A 19,375-nucleotide genomic window follows, 5' to 3' on the forward strand; every position below is an offset into this window, starting at 1 on the left:
TGCAGACGACGGTTCCGGAACGGATCAGGAACCGCTAGGGTCGAGTCCCGTATCGATGGAGCCCGCCCATGCCGTTCACAGCGCTGCTTCTGGCCCTGGCCCTGCAGGAGACTGCATCCGCGCCAGGCCCCGAGGCTCCCGATCCTGCAGCTGTCGAAGTCGGGACCGTCATCGACCAATTGCACGAGGCCGCTTCGCGAGCCGACGGCCCTCTCTACTTTTCCCTGTTCACGCCGGACGCCCGGTTCATCGGCACCGATGCGACCGAGCGCTGGAGCCTTGGCGGATTTCGGGCCTATGCCGAACCCTATTTCGCGAAGGGGCAGGGATGGACCTATCTGCCGCGTGACCGCGTCATCACCTTTGCGCCTGTGGCCTGCCATTGCGTGGCCGCGTTCGACGAGATTCTGGATAACGCATCCTATGGATCGGTGCGCGGGTCAGGGGTGCTGGTCCGTACGGAGACTGGCTGGAAGATCGAACAATATGTCCTCAGCTATGCGATCCCCAACGACCTTGCCCGGCCGGTGACCGCCCTGATCCGGGAGCACGAGGCGGCAGCGTCCCCGGCGGCACCGTCTTCGGATCGCTGATGGACTTTCACGAAGAGGCGTTCGTTCTTTCGGCGCGGGCGCATGGTGATACGGGGGTCGTGGTCGATCTTCTGACGGAGACCCACGGGCGACGCGGGGCCTATGTTGCCGGCGGGGCATCGCGCAAGATGAAGCCGTTCCTGCAGGTCGGCGCGCGGGTGATCGTCGACTATCGCGCGCGCAGTTCCGATCATCTGGGTTCGGCCCGCCTCGAGGCGATGGGGGAGGGGCCGTCCGCCCTGTTCGACGACGCCATGGCCCTGACCGGTCTGGCGGCCGCAGCGGCCGTCGCTCAGGGGGCCTTGCCGGAGCGCGAGCCGCACCCGGGGGCCTTCCTGGCGTTCGAAGCCATGATGGCGGCATTTGCCATCCCGGAGGTCTGGCCCGCCATCTTCGTGCGGTTCGAGGCCGGACTTCTGGATGACCTGGGGTTCGGCCTTGATCTTTCACGCTGTGCGGCGACCGGTTCGATGGATGACCTGGTGTATGTCAGTCCCCGCACCGGGAGGGCGGTGTCGCGCGAGGCGGGTGCACCCTATGCCGAAAAGATGCTGAAACTGCCGCCCTTCATGCTGGGTGCACAGGCGGGACTGAGCGAGGGCGACGTCGGCGCAGGACTGGACCTGACGGGGCATTTTCTCGAACAGTTCGTCTTCCACCCCCAGAACCGGCCCCTCCCGGAAGCAAGGGTCTGGATGATCGATCGCCTGCGCGAAACCGGACGAATCTGAGCAATTTCAGACCGTTCACGGACCAAGCGTAGCCATTCGGCAACGCCGGGAACCAATCATCGACGAACAGTGGTTTGTCATGGCGATGCCATGGACCCGTCGTCCCTCCGTCGTGAGGCGCTCCTAGGGACGGCCAGCTTGCACTGGTGCGAGCCTAGATCCGTTGGGGGCTATCATGATCCACGTCACCTGCTTGCAGGCGTTTCCATGCTGTCGCTCGCGATCGCGAGCCCGGTCCTGGCCCAGGCTCAGGCCGTCGTCGCCCCCGAGGCCGATGGGCCGGTGACCACCGTCGACGATGTGATCGTGTTCGGCACTGGCCAGACCCGCCAGCAGGCCTCAATCACTCAGGCGGCCATTGCAATCGAGGCACCCGGCACCAGCCCGCTCAAGGCGATCGAGCGTCTTCCCGGCGTCAGTTTCCAGTCGGCGGATGCCTTCGGCAACTACGAATGGTCGGCCCGGATCGTGCTGCGCAGCTTCAACCAGAACCAGCTGGGTTTTACGCTGGACGGCGTGCCGCTGGGTGACATGAGCTACGGCAACCACAATGGGCTGCACATCTCGCGCGCCATCATCTCTGAGAACGTCGGCCGGGTCGATGTGGCGCAGGGATCCGGTGCGTTGAGCACCGCGTCGAGCAGCAATCTGGGCGGCACCGTCCAGTTCGTCAGCCGTCGCCCTTCGGAAGGCTTCGGCCTGGACGTCGCCGGAACAATCGGAAACGAGGACACCCTGCGCGGGTACGTCCGTCTGGACACGGGTGCCTTTGGCCCGGCCAGCACAGCGCTGGCCCTTTCCTATGCTGACCACAGCATGGACAAGTGGAAAGGCGTCGGCGAGCAGAACCAGAAGCAGTTCAACGCCAGCCTGCTGCAGCCGATCGGTCGGGGCGAAATCACCGGCTTCATCAACCACTCCGAACGCCGCGAAAACGACTATCAGGATCTGTCGCTCGAGCAGATCGCGCGTCTCGGCCGGGATTTCGACAACATCTCCGGGGACTACGCCCTGGCTGTCCGGATTGCCGACGTCGCCAACAACCGCGGTGACACCGGCGCGGCCGTCACCAATGCTGCGTCGGGCCGGGTGTATCCTGCGGGCATCGGGACCGTGGACGACGCCTATTTCGACGCCTCGGGGCTGCGCGACGACACGATCGGTGCGCTGACCCTGAACTATCCGGTCACCGATGCCCTGTCGTTCTCACTGACGGGCTACGGCCACAAGAACGAGGGTCAGGGCCTGTGGTGGACCCCCTATGTGGCCACACCGGTCGGTGCGCCGGATCAGAATGGCACTGCGATCACGGCACCGAGCCCGATCTCGGTCCGCACGACGGAATACGAAATCGACCGCAAGGGTGCATTTGGATCGGTCAATCTGGATCTCGGTGCACACGCTCTCGAAGCCGGATTCTGGTTCGAACAGAACGACTTCAACCAGGCGCGGCGGTTCTATGGCCTGGCGCGCGCAGCCAACACGCGAAGCTCGCTGGATTTCCTGGAGAACCCGTTCCTCACGCAGTGGGAATACGACTTCGATACTGAAACGCGTCTGTTCTATGTGCAGGACAGCTGGAGCGTCACCGAAGCCCTGACGGTCTTTGGCGGCTTCAAGTCGCTGTCGGTTGAGAACAGCGCAAGCACCGTAACGGGTCCGAACAAGACCGGGACCATCAAGGCGGAAGACAATTTCCTGCCCCAGATCGGCGCGACCTATGAGCTGAACGCGGATCACCAGCTCTTCGCCTCCTACTCCGAGAACATCCGCGCCTTCGAATCCTCGAACACCGGCGGCCCCTTCTCCGCCTCAGCCGCCGGCTTCGCGGCGTTGAGGGCGACGATCGAACCGGAGAGCTCGAAGACGATCGAGGCCGGCTGGCGTTTCCGCTTCGACCAGCTGCAAGGTTCGGTGGCGGTGTATGACGTCGAGTTCGAGAACCGTCTGCTCGGGGTCTCCCTCGGGGCTCCGATTCTGGGCCTTGGTTCCGGCATCCAGAACGTCGGCTCCGTGAAGAGCCGGGGCTTCGAGGCGGCGGCGGTCTGGACCATTGCCGACGACTGGTCGGCCTTCGGATCGTTCAGCTACAATGACTCGACCTATGAGGACGACGTGCGGGACGGCGCCGGGGCCCTGGTCGCGGCAACGGGTGGCAAGACCGTGGTCAATACGCCCGACACCTTGTTCCGCGCCGAACTGGCCTATGACAATGGTGCCCTGTTCGGCACCGTGGCTGCTGCCTACACGAGCGAGCGCTTCTCGAGCTATCTGAATGACGAGAGCGTGGACGGCTATACGCTGGTCGAGCTGACCGGCGGCTACCGTTTCGTTGACACGAGGACCTGGGCGGACGGTACCGAGATCCAGGTCAACGTCACAAACCTGCTGGATGAAGACCACATCTCGACTGTGGGATCGGGCGGCTTCCAGAACACGGCCGGTCGTCAGACCTTCCTGCCGGGTGCGCCGCGTCAGGCGTTCGTGACCCTGCGTCGTCGTTTCTAGGCAAAGACGCTTTTTGCCCCGGGGCGGGGCGTACCTTACGGTGCGCCCCGTTCCCTTTCCGGACCGGAGCCAGGTGAATGAACGGACTTTCGAGACGCGGCCTGATGGCCGGAACTGTCGGTGCCGGTCTGATCGCGGGCGCGGTCCGGGCCGAGCCCGACGCTCATCCCGAGGCCGGGCGAACCCTGACCCGGATCGCGTTCGGATCCTGTGCCAAGAGCGACAAGCCGCAGCCGATCTGGGACGCCGTACTGGCCACGCAGCCGGACCTGTTCATCTTCCTCGGCGACAACGTCTACCTGGATACCCGGGACCCGGCGGTCATGCGTCGCAAATACGCCGAGCTTGCCGCCCAGCCCGGGTTCCAGCGCCTGAAGGCCACGGTGCCGATCCTGGCGATCTGGGATGACCATGACTACGGCGAGAACGACGCCGGGGCCGACTACCCCATGAAGGAGGAGTCGCGCCGACTGTTCCTAGACTTCTTCGGCGAACCCGCAGACAGCCCCCGCCGGACCCGGGATGGCATCTACACGGCCCATGTGTTCGGTCCGGCCGGGCGGCAGGTCCAGGTTATTCTGCCCGACCTGCGCTGGAACCGGACGCCGCTGATGTCCCTCGAGCTCGGAGATCAGGATTATGATGCCTGGATAGAGAAACGCGCGGAATCCGGTGAGCCCACGCCCGGGCCTTACGCCCGAAATCCGGAAATCGGCGCAACCCAGCTTGGCGAAACCCAATGGCGCTGGCTGGAGGCGCAACTGGGCGTTCAGGCCGACGTAAGGATCCTGGCGTCGAGCCTGCAGGTGCTGGCGGACTTTGCCGGCTGGGAGGGCTGGATCAACTTCGCCCACGATCACCAGCGCCTCATCGCGGCCATCCGGGACAAGAGGGCCAATGGCCTGATCTGTCTTTCCGGGGATACCCACTATGGCGAGATTTCGCGTCTCGATGTGAACACCCCGTATCCGCTTTGGGACATCACCTCGTCCGGGCTGACCGAGGTCTGGCCTGTGACACCGCCCAACGCCTTGAGAGTCGGGTCGGTCTTTCGGGACCAGAATTTCGGCCTGCTGACCATTGATTGGGAGGGAACGAGCCCCACCGTGCTGGCGCAGGTCCGGGATGTGAACGGGGTGGTCAGGCTCGAGCAGCCAATTAGGATCGGAGATCTGGTAGTGTAAATCCGGCGGCGCAAAGACGGAGCGCAAGGCCTAGACTTGGGCGGCAAACCAGCCGATTCGCAGGTCCATGACTGTTCATACCCCTCCGCCCGAAGGCGGGCGCATCATCGACGAGCCTCTGGAGACTGCCCTGTCGCGGCGGTATCTGGCCTATGCGCTGTCGACGATCACCAACCGGGCGCTGCCGGATGTGCGCGACGGCTTCAAGCCGGTGCACCGTCGCATTCTCTACGCCATGCACCAGATGCGGCTGAACCCCCAGGCCGCGGCGCGGAAATGCGCCAAGGTCGTGGGCGAGGTCATGGGCGGCTATCACCCGCACGGGGACGCCTCGATCTATGACGCCCTGGTACGTCTGGCGCAGGATTTCGCCCAGCGATATCCGCTGGTCGACGGGCAGGGCAATTTCGGCAACATCGACGGCGATAACGCTGCGGCCATGCGCTACACCGAGTGCAAGCTGACGGCAGCGTCGGTCCTGCTGATGGACGGGATCGACCAGGCCACGGTTGATTTCCGCCCGACCTATGACGATCAGGACGAGGAGCCGATCGTCCTGCCGGCCGGGTTCCCGAACCTGCTGGCCAACGGCTCGTCCGGCATTGCCGTGGGCATGGCCACATCCATCCCGCCGCACAATGTCGGCGAACTGATCGATGCCTGTCATCTGCTGCTGGAGCGGCCCGACGCAACGACAGCCGAACTGGCCGAGATTGTTCCGGGGCCGGACTTCCCGACGGGCGGTGTTGCCGTCGAGGGGCATGCAGCGATCCTGGATGCCTACGAGACCGGCCGGGGTGGCGTGCGGCTGCGCGCGCGCTGGGAGGTCGAGGACACCGGGCGGGGTACCTATGTGATCGTCGTCACCGAGATGCCGTACCAGATCCAGAAGAACAATCTGGTCAAGGCGCTGGCGGATCTGATCGAGCAGAAGAAGGCTCCCCTGCTGGCCGATGTGCGCGATGAGTCCGCCGAGGATATCCGGCTGGTCATCGAGCCGAAGTCGCGGACGGTCGAGGCCGAGGTCCTGATGGAGAGCCTGTTCCGGCTGTCCGATCTGGAAGTGCGCTTCCCGATCAACATGAATGTACTCGATGCGACGGGGACGCCGCGGGTGATGGGGCTGAAGGCCTGTCTGCAGGCCTTCCTGGATCACCGGCGCGAGGTGCTGAACCGGCGTTCGCAATGGCGGATCGAGCGGGTCGAGAAGCGGCTGCACCTGCTGGAAGGCCTCCGGATCGTCTTCCTCAATCTGGACGAGGTCATTCGCATCGTCCGCGAGGAAGAACAGCCCAAGGCCGTTCTGATCGCCCGCTTCGGACTGTCCGAAGTCCAGGCCGACTTCATCCTCGATACCCGACTGCGGCAGCTGGCGCGGATCGAGGAAATGACCATCGAGACCGAGTTTAGGGCGCTCATGGAGGAACTGGCCGCACTGCAGGCGCTGACGTCGTCGCCCGCAAAGCAGTGGAAGAAGATCGGCCAGGAACTGACCGCAGTGCGCAAGGTCATGGTCTCGCCGCGCCGGACGACGATTGCCGAGGCGGTCGACAGTTCGGCCTTTGCGCCGGTCGAGGCGTTCATCCCCAGGGAGGCCATCACGGTCATCCTGTCCGAGCGCGGCTGGATCCGCGCTGCGAGAGGCAAGGTCGAGGATCCGTCGGAACTGAAGTTCAAGGAGGGCGACGGCCCGGGCTGGCTTGTGCCGGCCTATACGACCGACAAGTTGCTGGTCGCGGCGTCGGACGGGCGCGTCTTCACGATCGGAGCCGACAAGCTGGCGTCCGGTCGGGGGCATGGCGAGCCGTTGCGCCTGATGATCGAACTGGACGACAAGGCCGAGATCATTGCGCTCCTGGCCCACCAGCCGGGAGCAAGACTGCTTGTGGCATCCAGGGCTGGCTACGGCTTCATCGCACCCGAGGATGACATGCTGGCCCAGAAACGCGGCGGGAAGCAGGTCCTGAACGGAGATCTTCTGGCTCTGATGCGGGTCAACGGGGACCACATCGTCACCATCGGTGAGAACCTGAAAACCCTGATCTTCAAGGCCGAAGAACTGCCAGAGATGGGTCGTGGCAAGGGCGTGAAGCTGCAGGCCTTCAAACAGGGCGGACTGACCGATATCGCCGTCTTCGACGGGGCCCACGGTCCGGAATGGGTCGACGGCGGCGGTCGGCGCCGCAACTGGCCTGACTGGAAGGACTGGCTGGGCAAGCGTGCCGGTGCCGGTCGGATGGGGCCGCGGGGTTTGAGAAAGTTTCGCTGAGAGATGACGGCGATTTCACTGTTCGCCCCCAGGCATTCACGCAATAACGGCTGCGAGGGCAGGAGGGAACCATGACCGCCATTATCGTTATCGCCATCGCATTGTGTCTCCTTGGAGCCGTTTTCGCTTACAACAAGCTGGTCGCGCTGGATCAGCGGGCAGATCAGGCCTTTGCCGATATCGATGTTCAGCTGAAGCAGCGTCAGGACCTCATCCCCAATCTGGTCGAGACGGTGAAGGGCTATGCCGGTCACGAGAAGGGCACGCTGGAGGCCGTGACCCAGGCCCGTGCCGCCGCTGCCGGGGCAACCTCGGTGGGTGACAAGGTCGCCGCCGAGAACATGCTCACAGGGGCTCTGGGCAAGCTGTTCGCCGTGGCCGAGGCCTATCCGGACCTGAAGGCAAACTCCAATTTCCTCGAACTGCAGCGCGAGCTGTCGGACATCGAGAACAAGCTGGCCGCGGCTCGCCGCTTCTTCAACAATGCCGTGTCCGAGTTCAATGCGGTCCGCGCTCAGTTCCCCACGGTGCTGTTTGCCGGTCTCATCGGCTTCGGCAGTGAAAAGCCGTTCTTTGAGGTCGACTCGACCGAGCGTGCCGCGCTGAACTCCGCCCCCCCGACGGTGAAATTCTAGGGCCCTGCCATGGGCGCTGTCGGACTGCAGACCCACATCTGGGCTAACAACACCCGGACGATCCTGCTGCTGGCTGGGTTTCCGGTGCTGCTTGTGCTGTTGCTGTATGGGGCCCAGCTCATCCTGATGGGGATGGGCGTGATCCCCGGTGCGGGCGGCGACCTGGGGGGTGATCTGGTGCTGTCGGCCTCCATGCTGTGGCAGACTGTGCCGTTGGCCCTGATTGCGGCAGGCATCTGGTTCGCCATCGCCTACCTTGGCAACCAGGTCATGATCGACGCGATGACCGGCGCACGTCGGGTCGACCGCAGTGACGAACCAGAGCTCTACAACTTGCTGGAAAACCTCGCGATCTCGCGGGGGATGACCATGCCGGCACTCAGGGTGATCGATAGTCCGGCTCTGAATGCCTATGCGTCGGGACTGCACGCCGGGCGTTACAGCGTGACCGTGACGCAAGGCCTGCTGGCCACACTGGACCGCGACGAGCTGGAAGCCGTGCTGGCGCATGAGCTGACGCACATCATCAACAAGGATGTGCGGACCATGGTCATAGCGGCGATCTTTGCCGGGATCATCACTGTGGTGGCCGAGTTGATCTTTCGCGGCATGTTCAGGGTGCGCGGGGGATCGAAGAACAAGAACGCCGGGCCGCTGATCCTGATCGGCTTCGTCATCGCCGGGGTCGGGTTCGCGCTCGCCCTGGTGATCCGGATGATGCTGTCCCGGACCCGGGAGTATGTGGCCGACGCTGGTTCTGTCGAACTGACCAAGAATCCCGATGCCATGATCTCGGCGCTTAGGAAGGTTTCCGGTCAGTCGCGACTGAAGGCCCCGGACGAGGTCCAGGGCATGTTCCTGGACAACCAGCCGGACGGGGGAGGGATCGACGCGATCTTCTCGACCCACCCCTCGATCGAGTCCCGGATCGCGGCCCTTGTCGAGTTCGCAGGCGGCCGGGACATGGGACAGCCAGCCTCATCGGTGCCCTTTACGCGCTGAAACAGCGTGGTATTTTAATACCGTATCCGAAATAACGTCCTAAACCAGTAGATTAGCCTGCATTCACGCATTTCACCTGCATTGACCTCTGTGGATGGTTCCTCTATCAGCGCGCCTTCCGTTCGTTTCGGCATCGCCGGGACGGGCCCACCGTTCGTCTATCGGGATACCCTCAATGCTGAAGAACACGACGGCCGCGCTCAAGCCGGCCGACGTCGACAAGAAATGGATCGTCATCGACGCCGAAGGCGTCGTGGTCGGTCGTCTTGCGACGTTCATTGCCATGCGCCTGCGCGGCAAGCACCTGCCGACCTACACGCCCCACGTCGATTCCGGTGACCATGTCGTCGTCGTCAACGCCGACAAGGTCGTGTTCACCGGCAAGAAGCTGACCGACAAGATCTACTATCGCCACACCGGTCACCCGGGCGGCATCAAGTCGACCACGCCGCAGAAGGTGCTGAACGGCCGCTTCCCCGAGCGCGTGCTCGAGAAGGCCGTCGAGCGCATGCTGCCCAAGGAAAGCCCGCTGGCCCGCGCCCAGATGACCCATCTGCGTCTGTTCTCCGGACCGAACCACACCCACGAAGCTCAGAAGCCCGAGACCATCGACTTCAAGTCGATGTCGGCCAAGAACACCCGGAGCCTGTGAGCATGACTGACGTTACCCAAGACACCGCCGCAACCGGCTTCGACGCCCTCAAGGGCATGGGCACCGGCGGTGCCGGTGAAGACGCCCCCGTCTACGTCCAGAAGCTGGACGCCCAGGGCCGCGCCTATTCGACCGGCAAGCGCAAGAACGCCATCGCTCGCGTGTGGATCAAGCCCGGCTCCGGCAAGTTCACGATCAACGGCAAGGACCAGGAGCAGTATTTCGCTCGTGCCGTCCTGCGCATGATGATCGCCCAGCCTCTGGAGGTCACCGACCGCCTGACGCAGTTCGACGTCAACTGCACCGTCGAGGGCTCGGGCCTGTCCGGCCAGGCCGGCGCCATCCGCCACGGCCTGTCGCACGCCCTGACCCACTATGAGCCGGCGCTGCGTCCGGTCCTGAAGCCGCACGGCTTCCTGACCCGCGACAGCCGCGTCGTCGAGCGCAAGAAGTACGGCCGGGCCAAGGCTCGCAAGTCCTTCCAGTTCTCGAAGCGCTAAACCGCTTCGGCTTCGGCCAGGGAAAAGGCGCTTCGGGGAAACCCGGAGCGCCTTTTTTCTCGCGTGCCAAACCGCGCGTGCAGGCGGCAGGAGCCTATTTCTTGCCAGGCACCTGGGTGAAGGGTGACGTCCCAACCGAGACAGCCGGCTTTGGCTTTTCGGCCTTGGGCTTGCGGATTTCCTTGTTGCTCTTGACTTGACCCTTGGCCATGGCGGCTCTCCTGACGCCGAGCGCCGGAATGGCGAAGCAGCGTTTCGACCGGAATACCCCGATTTGGCCGACGGTGCTCGCCCTATTGACGAGAACAAATCCGCAACATAGAACATTACAGGAACACGCAATCTGGGGATAAGACGATGTCAAGGTTGGTTCGGGAGACTCTGTCGCTTGCATCATGCGGCGGCTTTGTCTGGATGGTCTGGCAGGCGGCGATGCTGGCGACGTGAGTCGGCACCGGCCTGACCCTGAGGACATGGCCATCATCGACACACAGTCATCCGCCGTATCGCAAGGCTTCGTGCATCTGCGTGTGCGCTCGGCCTATTCACTGCTGGAAGGTGCGATCAAGGCCGGGAAAGTGGGCAAGCTCGCCGCCGATGCCGGTATGCCTGCCGTTGCGGTCACTGACCGGGTCAATCTGTTCGGGGCGCTCGAGTTTTCGGAAGCGGCAAAGGCGGCTGGGGTCCAGCCGATCATCGCCTGCGCCCTCCCGGTCACCGGCATTGGTGGCAAGGCTGCGCAGCGCTGGGCCAAGACCCCGACCGTCGTCCTGATCGCCCAGGACGAGACGGGATGGCGCAATCTCTGTGCCCTGTCGTCTTCCGCATATCTGGATGCCGGTGACGAGGAGCCGAACGTCGCCTGGAACCAGGTCGTTGCGCGATCTGCAGGCCTGATCCTGTTGTCCGGTGGACCCGATGGACCTGTGGATCCCCTGTTCGGACAGGGCAAGGAGGCCGAGGCAAAAGCTACGCTGGCCCTCATGGCCGGGGCCTTTGGTGACCGGTTCTACGTCGAGCTCCAGCGGCATGGACTGGCCAGCGAAGGTCAGGCGGAGCGCGGGCTGGTCGAATGGGCCTATGACCATGATGTGCCGATCGTGGCGACCAACGATGTCCACTATGCCGAGCAGAAACAGGCCAAGGCGCATGACGCCCTGCTTTGCATCGCCGACGGAGCCTTTATCGGGCAGGAGGATCGGCGCCGGATCACGGACCAGCATGGCTTCAAGTCCGCGGCCGACATGCGGGCCCTGTTCGCCGACCTGCCTGAGGCCTGTGACAACACCATCGACATCGCGCGGCGCTGTGCCTTTCTGGTGAAGACCCATCCGCCGATCCTGCCGCGCTTCGATGCCGGGGACGGGCGGACAGAACCGGATGAACTGATGCATCAGGCCCGGGAGGGCCTGAAGATGCGGCTGCGAACCGTCACGCCGTCGGCGCCCGAAGCCGAATACTGGACCCGTCTGGAGTGGGAGGTCGGGATCATCCAGCAGATGGGTTTCCCCGGCTATTTCCTGATCGTGGCCGACTTCATCAAATGGGCCAAGAGCCACGGCATTCCCGTCGGACCGGGCCGGGGGTCGGGTGCAGGGTCTCTGGTGGCCTGGGCCCTGACCATCACGGATCTGGATCCGCTTCGGTTTGGCCTGTTGTTCGAGCGTTTCCTGAACCCCGAGCGGGTGTCCATGCCCGACTTCGATATCGATTTCTGCCAGGAACGCCGGGAAGAGGTCATCGAATACGTCCAGCAACGTTATGGCCGCGATCGGGTCGCCCAGATCATCACCTTCGGCACGCTTCAGGCGCGGGCCGTGCTGCGCGATGTGGGACGGGTGCTGCAGATGCCCCTGGGGCAGGTGGACCGGCTGGCCAAGATGGTACCGGCGAACCCTGCCAATCCGGTGACCCTGGCCCAGGCCATCGAGATCGAGCCCCGGCTGAGGGAAGCCCGCGATTCGGACGCGGCCGTGAAGACCCTGCTGGCTACGGCACTCGAGCTGGAGGGGCTGTATCGCAATGCCTCGACCCATGCCGCCGGCATCGTCATCGGGGACAGGCCGCTGGTCGAGTTGACCCCACTGTATCAGGACCCGCGTTCGGACATTCCGGCGACCCAGTTCAACATGAAATGGGTCGAGCCGGCCGGGCTGGTGAAGTTCGATTTCCTGGGCCTGAAGACCCTGACCGTGCTGGACCGGGCGTCCGGCTATCTGAAGCGGCGCGGTGCCGCCTGTGATTTCAACCTGCTGCCGCTGGACGATGGCCGGACCTATGAACTGATGGCGTCGGGCCAGACGGTGGGTGTGTTCCAGCTGGAATCCCAGGGCATGCGCGACACGCTTCGCAAGATGCGCTGCGGTTCGATCGAGGAGATTACCGCCCTGATCTCGCTGTATCGGCCGGGCCCGATGGAGATGATCGACACCTATATCGACCGGAAATTCGGCCGGGCCGAGGTTGACTATCTTCACCCCTCGCTGAAGGAGGTGCTGACCGAGACCTATGGCGTCATCATCTACCAGGAGCAGGTGATGAAGATCGCCCAGATCCTGGCGGGATACAGCCTCGGCGAGGCCGACCTGCTGCGTCGGGCGATGGGCAAGAAGAAGAAGGAGGAGATGGACTTCCAGAAGGCGCGCTTCGTCAAGGGCGCGTCCGAGAAGTCGGTCCCGGAGACCCAGTCGGACAGCATCTTCGAACTGGTGGCCAAGTTTGCGGGCTACGGGTTCAACAAGTCCCACGCCGCTGCCTATGCCATGATCAGCTATCAAACCGGATGGCTGAAGGCGAACCACCCGGTCGAGTTCTTCGCCGCCTCGATGTCGCTGGACCTGTCCAACACCGACAAGCTGGCGGTCTTCTATCAGGATGCGCGCAAATTCGACGTGCCGGTGCGCAGTCCCGACGTGAACCTGTCCTCGGCCGATTTCGACGTGGCCTGGTCGGAAGGGCAGGGTGCCGTTCTCTATGCGCTGGGCGCGATCCGGAACGTCGGATTGGAGGCCATGCGCCACGTCGTAGAGGTGCGCGAGACCGGTGGCCGGTTCGTCGATATCTTCGACTTCCTGGAACGGGTCGATCCACGCAGCGTCAACAAGCGGGCGCTGGAGGGCCTCGCCAAGTCCGGAGCCTTCGACAGCATTCATCCGAACCGGCGCCAGCTGTTCGAACAGGCCGACACCCTGATGGCCTATTGCCAGAGCGTGGCCGCCGAACGGGCCTCGTCACAGGTGTCACTGTTCGGCGGCGATCAGGCCGGGGCTGCGCGTCCGCGCCTCAAACCCGTCGAGCCCTGGGTCGGCCCGGAGCGTCTGGATCAGGAACTCTCGGCGGTCGGCTTCTATCTGTCAGGCCATCCACTCGAGGACATGGAGGCCGCGCTGCGGCGCAAGCGCGTGACCTTCGTCGCCGAGGCCGTGCAGCGCGCGGAACAGGGCCATGACGCCTTCCTGATGGCCGGGGTCGTTCGCCGGCGCCAGGAACGGGCGAGTGCCAAGAACGGCGAGAAATTCGCCTTCGTCACCTTTTCGGACCCGACGGGCGAGTTCGAATGCCTCTTCCCGCCGGAGCAGCTCAGGAAATGCCGCGAACTGCTGGAGGTCGGCTCGGCGCTGATGGTTCGGGTTCGGGCCAAGGCCTCGGACGGCGAGGTGCGCTTCTTCGGCGATGACTGTTCGCGCCTCGAGACCCTGATCGATGAGTCCAGCGTCGGTCTTCGGGTCCATGTCTCGGCGCGCGGCACCGATACGGCCGCATTGAAGGCTCGGCTGGATCGTGCTGTCGCCAAGGGTAAGGGCGGGGAGGTGTCCCTGATCGCGTCACTCGATGGACGACGCGAGATCGAAATGAAGCTGCCGGGTCGTTACCGTCTGGACGGTGCCCTGCGCGGCGCGCTGAAGTCGGCACCCGGCGTGCTGATGCTCGAGGACGCCTGAGGCCTCAACCGAAGACCCCTGCGTCCGCAAAGGCTTGCTTTCTCGACGCAACGCGCCTAAAGCCCCGCCCACTTCACACGCAGGCGTGGCGCGTTTCGGGGAGACATCCCGGGCGCACCGTTCCGAGGGGCCAGTTGGTCCTTTCACCGTCTGCGGCGGAATAATCGGAAAAAGGACTTCCAACGATGGCACTGCCAGAATTCTCTATGCGTACCCTGCTCGAAGCAGGCGCACACTTTGGTCACCAGACGCACCGCTGGAACCCGAAGATGGAACGCTACATCTTCGGTTCGCGCTCCAACATCCACATCATCGACCTGTCGCAGTCGATGCCCCTGTTCCACCAGGCTCTGGTCGCCGTGCGCGACGTGGCTGCCAAGGGTGGCCGGGTCCTGTTCGTCGGCACCAAGCGCCAGGCCGCCGAGCCGGTCGCCGAGGCCGCAAAGCGTTGCGCACAATATTACATGAACAACCGCTGGCTGGGCGGCACGCTGACCAACTGGCGCACCGTGTCGGGCTCGATCGCCCGCCTGCGCGAGCTGGAAGGCATTCTTGAGAGCGGCGGCGAAGGCCGCGTCAAGAAGGAGCTCGTCAATCTGGCGCGCGAGAAGGAAAAGCTGGAACTGTCGCTGGGCGGCATCCGGGACATGGGCTCGATCCCCGACATCATGTTCGTGATCGACACCAACAAGGAAGCGATCGCGATCCTCGAGGCCCGCAAGCTGAACATCCCGATCATCGCCATCCTCGACACCAATTCCGATCCTGACGGCATCACCTATCCGATCCCGGGCAATGATGACGCCGCGCGCGCCATTCAGACCTATTGCGACCTGATTGCCGATGCCGTCCTCGACGGTCTGGCCGCCGGTGCTGCCCATTCGGGCATCGATCTGGGTGCGTCGGAAAACCCTGTCGAGCCCATGCTGGCCGAGGCCTCCGCTCCGGTCGCCGCTGACGTGGCTCCGGCCGGTACGGAAGCTGTCGCCGAAGAAATGATCGCAGCCTCGGGTGAAGAAGCCCCGGCCGAGGAAACCAAGGCCGAAGACGTTCCGGCCTGACCCCGTGATCGTCGCTTCGGGGTGCTGGTCGCACCCCGGAGCGACGGACCGGACCGGGTGGGCATGGCTCACCGTCAAACTGACATGAGGCCGGGGTAACACCCGGCCTATCCGCATTCGAATACCCAGGAGACTGAAAATGGCCGAGATCACCGCCGCCCTCGTGATGGAACTGCGCGCCAAATCCGGCGTCGGCATGATGGACTGCAAGAAGGCACTGCAGGAAACCGACGGCGACATCGGTGCCGCCATCGACTGGCTGCGCGCCAAGGGCCTGTCCAAGGCCGCCAAGAAGGCCGACCGCGTCGCTGCAGAAGGCCTGGTTGCCGTGGCTTCGAAGGAAGTCGGCGCTGGCGAGATTGGTGCCGCCATCGAGTTCAACTCGGAAACCGACTTCGTTGCCCGCAACGAACTGTTCCAGAACGCCGCCAAGGCCTTCGCCCAGCACGGCCTCGAGCACGACTCGGTAGAAGCCCTGCACGGTGCAGAACTGGAAGCCGGCAAGACGGTTCAGGACGAGGTCACCAGCATGATCGCCACCATCGGCGAGAACATGCAGCTGCGTCGCGCCGCCCGCCTGTCGGTCGATGAAGGCGTCGTGGCGTCTTACGTCCACAATGCCGTGTCGCCGGGCCTGGGCCGTATCGGCGTGCTGGTGGCCCTGCACGGCGGTGGCGACAAGGTCGCCCTGCGCGAACTGGGCCGCAAGATCGCCATGCACGTCGCAGCGACCGCCCCGCTTTCGCTGAACACCGATGACCTGGACCCCGCAGCCGTCGAGAAGGAACGTCAGGTCCTGACCGAAAAGGCCAAGGAAGAGGGCAAGCCCGAGAACATGATCGCCAAGATCGTGGAAGGCCAGATCAACAAATTCCAGAAGGACGTCGTGCTGACCAAGCAGCCGTTCGTCATGAACCCGGACGTGACCATCGAACAACTGGTCGCCGAAACGGGCAAGGAACTGGGCGCACCCGGGCTCCATCTGGCGGGCTTCGTCCGTCTGGCCCTCGGCGAAGGCGTGGAGAAGGTCGAAGGACCGGATTTCGCGGCTGAAGTCGCCTCGATGATGGCGCCCAACTAGGCCTCGGCCGGTTTCAGGCACAATCACAGGAAGGGCCGGCGATCCTCGATCGTCGGCCCTTTTTCTTTTCCGGGACTTGGCGTTACGCCTGATCTGCACTCAGATGCCGATCTGTTGATTCACGGGGTCTGTTCATGAAGCGCCTGCTTGCTGCCGTTTCCGCCATTGCCATCCTCGCCACCGGTCCAGTGGCTGCCCAGTCGGTCGACCGGGTCGCCATCAATGGCATCATTGACCAGGGCCTGAACCACTCCGAGGTCATGCAGACCGCGGCTCACCTGACAGACCGGATCGGCGGCCGGATGACGAACTCGCCCGCCATGCGCGAAACGGAGCGCTGGACCCAGGAGCAGTTCCGCAATTGGGGTCTGTCGAATGTCCGGACCGAAGGCTTTGACTTCGGACGCGGCTGGTCGATGGCGCGGTCCAGCGCACGGATGACCTCGCCACGGGCGCTGGACCTGAGAGCCATTCCGGTGGCCTGGACCCCTGGCACCGATGGCAACGTCTCCGGCGAAGTCATCCTGGCTCCCATGGCCAATGCCGGGGACCTGGCCAAATGGCGGGGCAAGCTGGCGGGCAAGATCGTCATGATCTCGGCACCGACAGCGGCCACCGATCCGACCGAGCCGGCGTTCCGCCGCTGGACGGATGCTGAGCTCGCTGAACGCTCGGGATATGTTCAGCCAAACAACAATCCGGCCGCGGCCGAACGGTCGGTCCAGACCAGCGCACGCGACGACTTCCCCTTGCGACTGGATGCCTTCCTGCTGGAGGAAGGGGCCCTGGGCTGGGTCCGGATGTCCTACCGAGACGGCGGACTGGTCCATGGCGCAGGATACACGCACCTCGTTGGCCGAACCCCCAAACTGCCGGGCATGGAAATTGCGGCTGAGGACTATCGCCGTCTCGCCCGGCTGACGCTGGGGGAAACGCCTCCGACGATCGAGATCATGAGCGAGGTCCAGTTTCATGACGAGGACACCAACGCCTACAACGTCCTTGCCGATATCCCGGGCTCGGACCGGTCGGGTGAATATGTCATGGCGGGCGCGCATTTCGACAGCTGGGTGGCTGCGGACGGGGCCGTCGACAACGCTGCCGGAACGGCCGTCGTAATGGAAGCTGCACGCATCCTGAAGACGCTGGGCGTTCGGCCCAAGCGCACCATCCGTTTCGCCCTTTGGAACGGCGAGGAGCAGGGGTTGTATGGATCACTGGCCTATGTGGACCGTCACCTGGCAACGCGGGCCCCGTTGAGCGATCCGGAACTGGCCAATCTGCCCAACGGCAGGACCTGGCGGGCCCGCTGGCCGATCCAGCCGCGCGAGGGCTACTCCGACCTGGTCGCCTATTTCAACCTGGACAACGGCTCGGGCCGCATCCGGGGTATCAACGCCGAGGGCAATGTCGCCGCGGTCCCGGTGCTGGAGGCGTGGTTGGCCCCCTTTGCCAGCATGGGGGCGACAACCGTCTCGCTTCGGCCGTCCGGCGGTACCGACCATGTCTATATGCAGACCGTGGGGGTGCCAGGCTTCCAGTTCATCCAGGACCCCCTCGATTACAGCAGCCGCCTGCACCACAGCTCGCTGGACAGCTATGACCACCTCAAGCCCGAGGACTTGCGTCAGGCGGCGGTCGTGCTGGCCAGCCTGCTTCTGAGCGCCGCCAACAGCGACGAGCCTTTGCCGCGAATGCCGCTGCCGACCCGGCCGACACCGAGCGATCCGTTCGCTTTCCAGGGCGCTAACTGAGCGCGTTCCCGGGTTTAAATTGGCATGGGGCGCGTTGGGCTTTGAAGCCTGACGCGCCCTTCGTCTATAAGACACCGCCGAATCCCGACACGGACCGATTTCCCATGCCTGATACCCGCGACCACGACGGTCCAAAGCCTGCCCACGGATTCCGTTACAATCGCGTGCTGCTGAAGGTATCGGGCGAGGTGCTGATGGGCGATCAGGCCTATGGCATCGACATGAAGACGGTTGGCCTGGTCGCTGAGGCCGTGGCCAAGGTCGCGCGCGAGGGTGTCGAGATCTGTCTGGTAATCGGCGGCGGTAACATCTTTCGCGGCCTGTCCAAGGCAGCAGGCGACATGGACCGGGCCAGTGCCGACTACATGGGCATGCTGGCAACCATCATGAATGCGCTGGCCATGCAGAGCGCACTCGAGAAGATCGGCGTGGCGACCCGGGTCCAGAGCGCCATTCCCATGGCGGCGATCGCCGAGCCCTATATCCGCCGTCGCGCCATGCGCCACCTCGAAAAGGGCCGTGTCGTGATCTTCGCGGCGGGCGTGGGGGCCCCCTTCTTCACGACCGATTCGGGTGCGGCTCTGCGCGCTGCCGAAATGGGCTGTGACGCCCTCCTGAAAGGCACCAGTGTCGATGGGGTCTATACCGCTGACCCCAAGAAGGACGCCAGTGCGACCCGCTACAAGACACTGACCTATCAGGAAGTTCTGTCGAAGGACCTGCGGGTCATGGATGCCTCCGCAATCAGCATGATGCGAGACACCGGCATTCCGATTGTGGTCTTCTCGATCCGGGAAGAAGGCTCGTTGTTGAGAGTTCTGAAGGGCGAAGGCGTCTATACGGTGATCACCAACACGCCTGAAGCGTAAGACGACAAGAAGAGTACGGAGACGACCATGGCCAAACCAGAATTGAAGACCTATCGCGAACGCATGGAAAAGGCGGTCAGCGCGCTGAAGGAAGAGTTCAGCGGGCTGCGGACCGGGCGTGCCAATGCCGGACTGCTGGATCCCGTCCAGGTCGAGGCCTACGGTTCGACCTCGCCACTGCATTCTGTCGCGGCCATCAGCGTGCCAGAGCCTCGCATGATCTCGGTCAGCGTCTGGGACAAGTCCATGGTCGGGCCAGTGGAAAAGGCAATCCGGTCAGCGGGCTTGGGTCTGAACCCGATCACAGACGGGCAGACATTGCGGATCCCCGTGCCACCCCTGACCGAGGAACGCCGCAAGGATCTGGTCAAGCTGGCCGGGAAATACACTGAGCAGCAGAAGATTGCCGTCCGCAATGTGCGCCGCGATGCCAACGACGACCTGAAGAAGGCCGAGAAGGCGGGCGAGATCAGCCAGGACGAACAGAAGAAGATGGAGGCCGAAGTCCAGAAGGATACGGACGCCGCGATCAAGCGGATGGACGAGTCGTTCAAGACCAAGGAAGTCGAAATCATGCAGGTCTGAGCCCCGGACC

16 protein-coding genes are annotated in these 19,375 nt (G+C 64.0%); 15 read left to right on the top strand and 1 reads right to left on the bottom strand.

Going from position 1 to position 19,375, the window contains the following annotated elements; translation table 11 throughout:
• Positions 1-68 precede the first annotated feature (68 nt).
• The 9 genes from GGR13_RS06610 (at position 69) to rpsI (ending at position 10,074) form a co-directional block, all read left to right on the top strand.
• Positions 69-593: a nuclear transport factor 2 family protein gene (locus GGR13_RS06610; RefSeq protein WP_183212704.1), complete on the top strand. Its 525-nt coding sequence runs from the start codon at positions 69-71 to the stop codon at positions 591-593.
• Positions 593-1,324: a DNA repair protein RecO gene (recO, locus tag GGR13_RS06615; RefSeq protein ID WP_183212705.1), complete on the top strand. Its 732-nt coding sequence runs from the start codon at positions 593-595 to the stop codon at positions 1,322-1,324. Before GGR13_RS06610 ends, recO begins: the two co-directional genes overlap by 1 nt.
• Before the next feature lie 207 nt (positions 1,325-1,531).
• Positions 1,532-3,832, top strand: coding sequence for a TonB-dependent receptor (locus GGR13_RS06620; protein ID WP_246347724.1), 2,301 nt, complete (start codon positions 1,532-1,534; stop codon positions 3,830-3,832).
• Between the two features lie 77 nt (positions 3,833-3,909).
• A complete protein-coding gene (locus tag GGR13_RS06625; RefSeq protein WP_183212707.1) occupies positions 3,910-5,016 on the top strand; it encodes an alkaline phosphatase D family protein in 1,107 nt (368 codons plus the stop codon).
• A 67-nt stretch (positions 5,017-5,083) separates the two neighbouring features.
• A complete protein-coding gene (gene parC, locus GGR13_RS06630; RefSeq protein WP_183212708.1) occupies positions 5,084-7,285 on the top strand; it encodes a DNA topoisomerase IV subunit A in 2,202 nt (733 codons plus the stop codon).
• 71 nt (positions 7,286-7,356) lie between these two features.
• Positions 7,357-7,920: a LemA family protein gene (locus GGR13_RS06635; RefSeq protein ID WP_183212709.1), complete on the top strand. Its 564-nt coding sequence runs from the start codon at positions 7,357-7,359 to the stop codon at positions 7,918-7,920.
• Positions 7,921-7,929: 9 nt separating this feature from the next.
• Positions 7,930-8,922 carry a M48 family metallopeptidase gene (locus tag GGR13_RS06640; RefSeq protein WP_183212710.1) on the top strand — a complete coding sequence of 331 codons (993 nt, stop codon included), beginning with the start codon at positions 7,930-7,932 and terminating at the stop codon, positions 8,920-8,922.
• 175 nt (positions 8,923-9,097) lie between these two features.
• Positions 9,098-9,574, top strand: coding sequence for a 50S ribosomal protein L13 (gene rplM, locus GGR13_RS06645; protein WP_183212711.1), 477 nt, complete (start codon positions 9,098-9,100; stop codon positions 9,572-9,574).
• A gap of 2 nt (positions 9,575-9,576) precedes the next feature.
• Entirely contained in the window at positions 9,577-10,074 is a 498-nt protein-coding gene (gene rpsI / locus GGR13_RS06650) for a 30S ribosomal protein S9 (RefSeq protein ID WP_425486074.1), read from the top strand.
• Between the two features lie 94 nt (positions 10,075-10,168).
• Here the strand turns inward: rpsI and GGR13_RS16605 are convergent, their stop codons facing one another.
• Positions 10,169-10,285 (bottom strand): hypothetical protein, encoded by a 117-nt coding sequence (locus GGR13_RS16605; RefSeq protein ID WP_246347725.1) that lies wholly within the window; start codon positions 10,283-10,285, stop codon positions 10,169-10,171.
• A gap of 262 nt (positions 10,286-10,547) precedes the next feature.
• Here GGR13_RS16605 and dnaE point away from each other — a divergent pair, with 262 nt between their 5' ends.
• From dnaE to frr, 6 genes are all read left to right on the top strand, one after another.
• Positions 10,548-14,015, top strand: a complete 3,468-nt coding sequence (dnaE, locus tag GGR13_RS06655) for a DNA polymerase III subunit alpha (RefSeq protein WP_183213118.1) — start codon at positions 10,548-10,550, stop codon at positions 14,013-14,015.
• 185 nt (positions 14,016-14,200) lie between these two features.
• Positions 14,201-15,076 (top strand): 30S ribosomal protein S2, encoded by an 876-nt coding sequence (rpsB, locus tag GGR13_RS06660; RefSeq protein ID WP_183212712.1) that lies wholly within the window; start codon positions 14,201-14,203, stop codon positions 15,074-15,076.
• A gap of 139 nt (positions 15,077-15,215) precedes the next feature.
• Positions 15,216-16,157, top strand: coding sequence for a translation elongation factor Ts (gene tsf, locus GGR13_RS06665; RefSeq protein ID WP_183212713.1), 942 nt, complete (start codon positions 15,216-15,218; stop codon positions 16,155-16,157).
• A gap of 134 nt (positions 16,158-16,291) precedes the next feature.
• Complete coding sequence (locus GGR13_RS06670) at positions 16,292-17,911, top strand: M20/M25/M40 family metallo-hydrolase (protein ID WP_183212714.1); 1,620 nt, start codon at positions 16,292-16,294, stop codon at positions 17,909-17,911.
• A 104-nt stretch (positions 17,912-18,015) separates the two neighbouring features.
• A complete protein-coding gene (pyrH, locus tag GGR13_RS06675) occupies positions 18,016-18,780 on the top strand; it encodes a UMP kinase (RefSeq protein ID WP_183212715.1) in 765 nt (254 codons plus the stop codon).
• 27 nt (positions 18,781-18,807) lie between these two features.
• Positions 18,808-19,365 (top strand): ribosome recycling factor, encoded by a 558-nt coding sequence (gene frr / locus GGR13_RS06680; RefSeq protein WP_183212716.1) that lies wholly within the window; start codon positions 18,808-18,810, stop codon positions 19,363-19,365.
• The last annotated feature ends 10 nt before the right edge of the window (positions 19,366-19,375 follow it).

The organism is Brevundimonas variabilis, from assembly GCF_014199945.1.
Classification (GTDB): Bacteria; Pseudomonadota; Alphaproteobacteria; order Caulobacterales; family Caulobacteraceae; genus Brevundimonas; species Brevundimonas variabilis.

What these genes read in the sequence shown, in the direction of transcription:
- GGR13_RS06610 (WP_183212704.1), top strand. Translation starts at nt 69, where the DNA reads ATGCCGTTCACAGCGCTGCTTCTGGCCCTGGCCCTGCAGGAGACTGCA.
- recO (WP_183212705.1), top strand. Translation starts at nt 593, where the DNA reads ATGGACTTTCACGAAGAGGCGTTCGTTCTTTCGGCGCGGGCGCATGGT.
- GGR13_RS06620 (WP_246347724.1), top strand. Translation starts at nt 1,532, where the DNA reads ATGCTGTCGCTCGCGATCGCGAGCCCGGTCCTGGCCCAGGCTCAGGCC.
- GGR13_RS06625 (WP_183212707.1), top strand. Translation starts at nt 3,910, where the DNA reads ATGAACGGACTTTCGAGACGCGGCCTGATGGCCGGAACTGTCGGTGCC.
- parC (WP_183212708.1), top strand. Translation starts at nt 5,084, where the DNA reads ATGACTGTTCATACCCCTCCGCCCGAAGGCGGGCGCATCATCGACGAG.
- GGR13_RS06635 (WP_183212709.1), top strand. Translation starts at nt 7,357, where the DNA reads ATGACCGCCATTATCGTTATCGCCATCGCATTGTGTCTCCTTGGAGCC.
- GGR13_RS06640 (WP_183212710.1), top strand. Translation starts at nt 7,930, where the DNA reads ATGGGCGCTGTCGGACTGCAGACCCACATCTGGGCTAACAACACCCGG.
- rplM (WP_183212711.1), top strand. Translation starts at nt 9,098, where the DNA reads ATGCTGAAGAACACGACGGCCGCGCTCAAGCCGGCCGACGTCGACAAG.
- rpsI (WP_425486074.1), top strand. Translation starts at nt 9,577, where the DNA reads ATGACTGACGTTACCCAAGACACCGCCGCAACCGGCTTCGACGCCCTC.
- GGR13_RS16605 (WP_246347725.1), bottom strand. Translation starts at nt 10,285, where the DNA reads ATGGCCAAGGGTCAAGTCAAGAGCAACAAGGAAATCCGCAAGCCCAAG.
- dnaE (WP_183213118.1), top strand. Translation starts at nt 10,548, where the DNA reads ATGGCCATCATCGACACACAGTCATCCGCCGTATCGCAAGGCTTCGTG.
- rpsB (WP_183212712.1), top strand. Translation starts at nt 14,201, where the DNA reads ATGGCACTGCCAGAATTCTCTATGCGTACCCTGCTCGAAGCAGGCGCA.
- tsf (WP_183212713.1), top strand. Translation starts at nt 15,216, where the DNA reads ATGGCCGAGATCACCGCCGCCCTCGTGATGGAACTGCGCGCCAAATCC.
- GGR13_RS06670 (WP_183212714.1), top strand. Translation starts at nt 16,292, where the DNA reads ATGAAGCGCCTGCTTGCTGCCGTTTCCGCCATTGCCATCCTCGCCACC.
- pyrH (WP_183212715.1), top strand. Translation starts at nt 18,016, where the DNA reads ATGCCTGATACCCGCGACCACGACGGTCCAAAGCCTGCCCACGGATTC.
- frr (WP_183212716.1), top strand. Translation starts at nt 18,808, where the DNA reads ATGGCCAAACCAGAATTGAAGACCTATCGCGAACGCATGGAAAAGGCG.